Source organism: Actinomadura meyerae (genome assembly GCF_900188445.1).
In the GTDB taxonomy this organism is placed as follows: Bacteria; Actinomycetota; Actinomycetes; order Streptosporangiales; family Streptosporangiaceae; genus Spirillospora; species Spirillospora meyerae.
In genome coordinates, this window is sequence record NZ_FZOR01000084.1 from 1 (window position 1) to 6,157 (window position 6,157).

General features: G+C 71.4%; 2 protein-coding genes. Both read right to left on the bottom strand.

All coding sequences use genetic code 11. The features are described from left to right. Positions 1-1,973 (bottom strand): type I polyketide synthase (locus CHF16_RS38870; RefSeq protein WP_143228354.1); only part of this gene is annotated, 1,973 nt, incomplete at its 3' end. Continuing rightward, positions 1,973-6,034: an SDR family NAD(P)-dependent oxidoreductase gene (locus CHF16_RS38875; RefSeq protein WP_342750156.1), complete on the bottom strand. Its 4,062-nt coding sequence runs from the start codon at positions 6,032-6,034 to the stop codon at positions 1,973-1,975. The genes CHF16_RS38870 and CHF16_RS38875, both read right to left, overlap by 1 nt. Positions 6,035-6,157 lie beyond the last annotated feature (123 nt).

Consider the following 6,157-nt stretch of genomic DNA (forward strand, 5'->3'; position numbering starts at 1 on the left):
CCGATGACGGCGTCGGGGTGGATGCCGTGGTGTTGCCAGAGTTTGGCCAGTGCGGTCATGACGGCGAACAGTGCCGGTTGGACGACGTCGACCCGTTCTAGATCGGGGGCCGCGTCTCGCTGATGGAGTAGGTCGAGCAGTGACCAGTCGGTGTAGGGAGCGAGCGCCTCGTGGCATGCCTGGATGTGGTCGGCGAACACCAGTGAGGTGTGCAGCAGTTCGCTGGCCATGCCGGCCCACTGCGACCCCTGACCGGGGAAAACAAAGACGATCCGGCTGTCCCCATCGGTGTCGGCCGGGGGTGTGAGGGTCAGCCCGGGTGCGGTCTGCCCGGTGGCGAGCGCCCGCAGCCCGGTGCGGAAGTCGTCCAGTCCGTTCCCGGTGATGACGGCGCGGTGGGCGAAGGAGGCGCGGGCGGTGGCCAGGGTGTACCCGACGTCCACGGGGCTGACGTCGGGATGGCGGTCCAGGTGGTCCAGGAGCCGTTGGCCTTGGGCGCGGAGGGCTTCGGGGGTTTTCGCCGACAGCGGCCAGGCGAGCGTGGGCGTGCTGGGCGGGGCCGCCACGGCGGTCGGGACGGGCTGAGGCGCCGGAGCCTGTTCGAGGATGAGGTGGGCGTTGGTGCCGCTGACTCCGAAGGAGGACACGGCGGCGCGGCGCGGCCGGTCGACCTCCGGCCACGGCTGGGCCTCGGTGAGCAGGGAGACGGTACCGGCCTCCCAGTCCACTTCCGGATTGCCTGCTTGGACGTGCAAGGTCTCCGGCAGGCGACCGTGGTTGATGGCCTGGACCATCTTGATGACCCCGGCGACCCCTGCCGCCGCCTGCGTGTGGCCGATGTTGGATTTGATCGAGCCCAGGTAGAGCGGCTGTTCCGGCGTGTGCCGGGTGCCGTAGGTCGCGAGGAGCGCGTTGGCCTCGATGGGGTCGCCCAACGCGGTGCCCGTGCCGTGGGCCTCGACCGCGTCGATCTGATCGGGCGAGAGCTGGGCGTGGGCCAGGGCCTCGTTGATGACGCGTTCCTGCGACGGGCCATGGGGCGCGGTGAGGCCGTTGCTGGCGCCGTCCTGGTTGACCGCCGAACTCCTGATCACGGCGAGGACCGGGTGACCGTGCTCGCGGGCGTCCGACAGGCGTTCCAGGAGCACCAGGCCGACGCCCTCGGACCATCCCGTGCCGTCGGCGGACGCGGCGAAGGACTTGCACCGACCGTCCGCCGCGAGCCCCCGCTGGCGGCTGAACTCGACGAACAGACCGGGCGTGGACATGACGGTGGAGCCGCCCGCGAGAGCGAGGTCGCATTCACCGGTGCGCAGGGAGTGGGCGGCCAGATGCATGGCCACCAGGGAGGAGGAGCATGCGGTGTCGACCGTGACCGCGGGCCCTTGCAGGCCGAGGGTGAACGAGACCCGGCCGGAGGCCACGCTCGTGGCCTTGCCGGTCATGAGGTATCCCTCGTAGTTCTCCGGCGCTTGGTGCAGGTGGGGTCCGTACGGCTGGAAGACGACGCCGGTGAAGACTCCCGTCCGGCTCTGCTTGAGGGAAGGCGGCGCGATCCCGGCCCGTTCGATGGTCTCCCAGGCGACTTCGAGCAGGAGTCGCTGCTGGGGGTCCATGGCGGTGGCTTCGCGGGGTGAGATGCCGAAGAAGGCGGCATCGAATTGATCCGCGTCGTGGAGGAATCCGCCTTCGCGCGCATAGGACTTCCCGGGCGCGTCGGGGTCGGGGTCGAAGAGGGCGTCCAGGTCCCAGCCCCGGTTGTCGGGGAACGGCGTGATGGCGTCGCGGCCCTGCTCGACCAGCTCCCACAGATCCTCGGGCGACGACACAGCACCCGGATACCGGCACCCCATCGCCACGATCGCGATCGGCTCCCGAGCGCGCTCCTCGACCTCGTGGAGCCGTTCGCGGGTCTCCTGAAGGTCGGCCGTGACCCGCTTGAGGTACTCGAAGAGCTTGTCCTCGTTGGCCATCACTTACCCCCCTCGGCCTTGTCGCCGTGGTCGTTGTCGTTCATGCCGCCATCGATGAGCGCGAAGAGGTCCTCGGGCCGGCTCGTGGCGAGGATGGTGCGGGTCATGTCGGCTCCCGGCGGCTCCTGGCCGGACAGCCGCCGCAGCAGTCCGTGGAGCCGGGGGCGGAGGTCTCCGGGAAGGCCGCCGATGTCGAGGCCGTCGGCGAGGCCCGCCTCCAGCCGGTCGAGTTCGGCGAGCAACGCCGCGCCGGGAGGCGGCGGCTCGGGGACGAGTTGCGAACGCAGGTACCCGGCGAGCTCGTGCGGCGTCGGACGGTCGAAGATGAGCGTCGCGGGCAGGCGCAGGCCGGTGGCGGTCCCCAGCCGGTTGCGCAGTTCGACCGCGGTCAACGAGTCCAGCCCGAGCTCCTTGAACGTGCTCCCGCGGCCGATGTCCGCCGCGTCATGCCCGAGAACCGCGGCGACCTGGCCGCGCACGGTCTCCAGCAGGAGCTCGTCCTGCTCGTCCTGGGAAAGGCTCGCGAGGCGCATCCGCAGGTCCGGGGGTGGCTGGACGGCGGCGCCGGACGGCTGTTTCCGGCCGCCCCGCACGAGCCCTCGGAGCAGCGGAGAGATCGTGCCGCTCTCGGCCGCCGCCGTAACAGCCCTGACGCTGATTGCGGCGGGGACGAGCGTCGGGCCGGGGTGGTCGAGCGCGGCGTCGAAGAGCTGGAGGGCCTGGTCGGTGGAAAGCGGACTCAGCCCGCTGCGAGCGAATCGTGCGTGATCGGCCTCCGTGAGATGGGACGTCATGCCCCCGGGCTGCTGCCAGAGCCCCCACGCGAGGCTGACGGCGGGGAGCCCCTGGGAGCGGCGGCTGTGGGCGAGGCCGTCCAGGAAGGCGTTGGCGGCGGCGTAGTTGCCCTGCCCGGGAGACCCCAGGGTTCCGGCGATCGAAGAGAACAGCACGAAGGCGCTGAGGTCCAGGCCCTTGGTCAGCTCATGCAGGTGCCAGGCCGCGTCGGCCTTCGGGCGGAGGACGGTGTCGAGCTGCTCGCCGGACAGGTCGGTGAGGACGGTGTCGTCGATGACGCCCGCCGCGTGGATGACCGCGGTGAGCGGATGGTCCTCGGGTATGGACTCGACCAGGCGTGCGAGCGCGGCCGGGTCGGCGGTGTCGCAGGCGGTGACGGTGGCGTCGGTGCCCCGGTCCGCGAGTTCGCCGAGCAGCTCCGCAACCCCTTCCGCGTCCGGGCCGGAGCGGCTGGCGAGCAGGAGGTGCCGCATGCCGTGGCGCTCGGCGAGATGGCGGGCGACCGCCGAGCCGAGACTCCCGGTGCCGCCGGTGATCAGGACGGTGCCGTCGGGGTCCAGCGGGACGGGGATGGTCAGCACCACCTTTCCGATGTGCCGGGCCTGGCCGAGGTGGCGCAGCGCTCGGGCCGCGTGCCGGACGTCCCACGCCTCGATCGGGGGCGGGACCAGCGAGCCGTCCTCGAACAGGGGGGCCAGTTCGCTGAGCATCTCGCCGATGTGCCGTGCGGGCGTCTCGTGCAGGTCGAACACGTGGTAAGCGACGCCCGGATGGTCGTTCCCGACCTGTGCCGGATCCCGGACATCGGTCTTGCCCATCTCGATGAAACGGCCCCCGGCGCCGAGGAGCCGCAGGGAGGCGTCCGTGAACTCGTCGGCGAGGGAGTTGAGGACGACGTCCACACCGCGTTCGCCGACCAGGCGCCGGAACCGCTCCTCGAACTCGAGCGTGCGGGAGGACGCGCGGTGCGCTTCGTCGATCCCCTGCGCCTCCAGCGCGTGCCACTTCCCGGGGGCGGCGGTGGCGAGCACGTCCACGCCCCAGAGCCGGGCGAGCTGGAGGGCCGCTGAACCGACACCGCCGGTCGCGGCGTGGACGAGCAGAGTCTCGCCCGGCCGCAGCTCCGCCAGTTCCTTGAGCCCCTGGTAGGCGGTCAGGAACACCACGGGCACCGCGGCCGCCTGGGCGAACGTCCATCCGGCGGGGACGCGGGCGACGAGCCGGCGGTCGGTGACCGCCAGCGGGCCGACGCCGTCCTGGAACAGGCCCATCACGCGGTCGCCGGGGACCAGGTCCGTCACGTCGGAAGCGGTCTCGACCACGACACCGGCGGCTTCGCCGCCCACACCCGTGCGGTCGTTCACCATGCCCAGGCCGACGAGCGCGTCCCGGAAGTTGAGACCCGCCGCGCGAAGCGAGACACGGATCTGCCCGGCCGCCAGCGGCGCCTCCGCGTCCGGCCAGGGAGCCGCCACGAGATCGTCGAGCGTGCCCGGCGTGCGGTTCTCCAGCCGCCAGGGAACCGGCCCGGCGGGGATGTCGAGATCGGCGCCGGGGTCGGTCCTGCCGATTCCGGGGACGAGAAGGCGTCCGCGCCGGATGGCCACCTGTGGCTCCGCGCTCGCCAGAGCGGCGCCCATCGATCCGGCCGCGTCCTGATGGCCGTCGATGTCGACGACCGCCACGCGTCCGGGATGTTCGAGTTGCGCCGTGCGGGCCAGGCCCCAGACCGTCGCCTGCGCCAGGTCGCCGATCCGTTCGTCGAGGCCCGTGGCGACCGCGCCGCTCGTCAGGAGCACGAGACGGCGCCCGGCGTGGCGGTCGCCGGCAAGCCATGTGCGGAGCGCACCGAGCGTCTCGGCGGCGATGTCGTGCGCGTCCGCGGCAACGTCGCCGGCCGCGAGCTTCGGGCACCACAGCAGCGTCAGTTCCGGGAGCGGCTCCCCGGCATCGACGGCCTTGCCGTACGAGGACAGGTCAGGGTGCACCTGCGCGGCCGCTTCCGCGAGCATCCGTGCCGTGCGGCTGTCCCCGTCGCCGCCGACGAACGCGTAAGACGGGCACGGCCCATGCGGGTCGGGCTCGGCAAGCGCCTGCCAGCTCAGCTCGAACATGCCGTCGCCGTGGGCGCGCCCGGCCGAGCGCAGCCGCTCCGGCTCGATCGGCCGCACGTTGAGCGCGCCGACGGACAGGACCGGGGCGCCTTCGGAGTCGGTGGCGGTGATGCGGACCTGGTCGTCGGCGGTGGGCTGGAGGTGCACGCGCAAGGTGGTGGCCCTGGTGGCGTGGAGCGAGACGTCCTGCCAGGCGAAGGGAAGCTTGATGGGATCGCCCGTGGTCTGGCTGAGGCCGAGGGGGTGGAGCGCGGCGTCGAGGAGGGCGGGGTGGATGCCGTATCCGGTGGTGTCGGTGTCGCCGGGGAGGACGATGTCGGCGTAGAGGTCGTCGCCGCTCTGCCAGGCGCGGGCGAGGCCGCGGAACGTCGGGCCGAAGTGGTAGCCGCGTTCGGCCAGGGCGTCGTACGCGCCGGTGAGATCAATCGGCGTGGCGGCCGTCGGCGGCCACTCGGACGGCGAGGGCGACGGCGACGGCGGCGCGGGGCTGGGGGTGGCGGACAGGGCGCCGACCGCGTGCCGCACCCATGCGGAGCCTTCCTCCCCGTCCGCGGGCCTGGAATGGACGGCGATGGTCCGCCGTCCGCCGTCATCCGCGGGCTCGACCGTGATCTGCAGATGCAGGGAGCCTTCGTCGGGGATGACCAGCGGGCTTTCGAGCGTCAGCTCCTCGACGTGCGGAGCGCCGGTGCGGGCGCCCGCGTGCAACGCCATCTCGACAAGGCCGCTTCCGGGGACCAGCACCGAATCGACGATCGCGTGGTCGTTGAACCAGGGCTGGGAGCTGAGCGAAAGCCGTCCGGTGAAAAGAACCGCGCCGGAATTCGAAATCTCGGTGGCGGCCGCCAGAATCGGGTGGCCCGTTCTGCTGAGCCCGAGGCTTTCGGCGTCCTTGCCGTGATTGTTCGCGTGGAGCCAGTGGGTGTGGTGTTGGAAGGGGTAGGTGGGGAGCGGTGGGAGTGTTTTGGGAGTGGTCTGTTGTGGGTTGGTTCGTGGTGGGTTGGTGGTGTGGTGGTGGGTGTGGATTTGGTTGATGGCGTGGTGGAGGTTGTGGACGTTGTCTTGAGCCTTGTGGAGGGTGGTGATGGTGTAGGTGTTGGGTTCGGTAAGGGTTTGGTTGGTGGGCGGTGTGAGAGTGGGGTGCGGTCCGATTTCGAGATAGACGGTGGTGCCGTTTTCCTGGAGGTTCTCAACCGCGTGTTGCCAGTGGGTGGTGTGGGTGAGGTGGTTGGTCCAGTAGGTGGGGTCGGTGAGTTGTTGGGTGGTGGCTTGCCG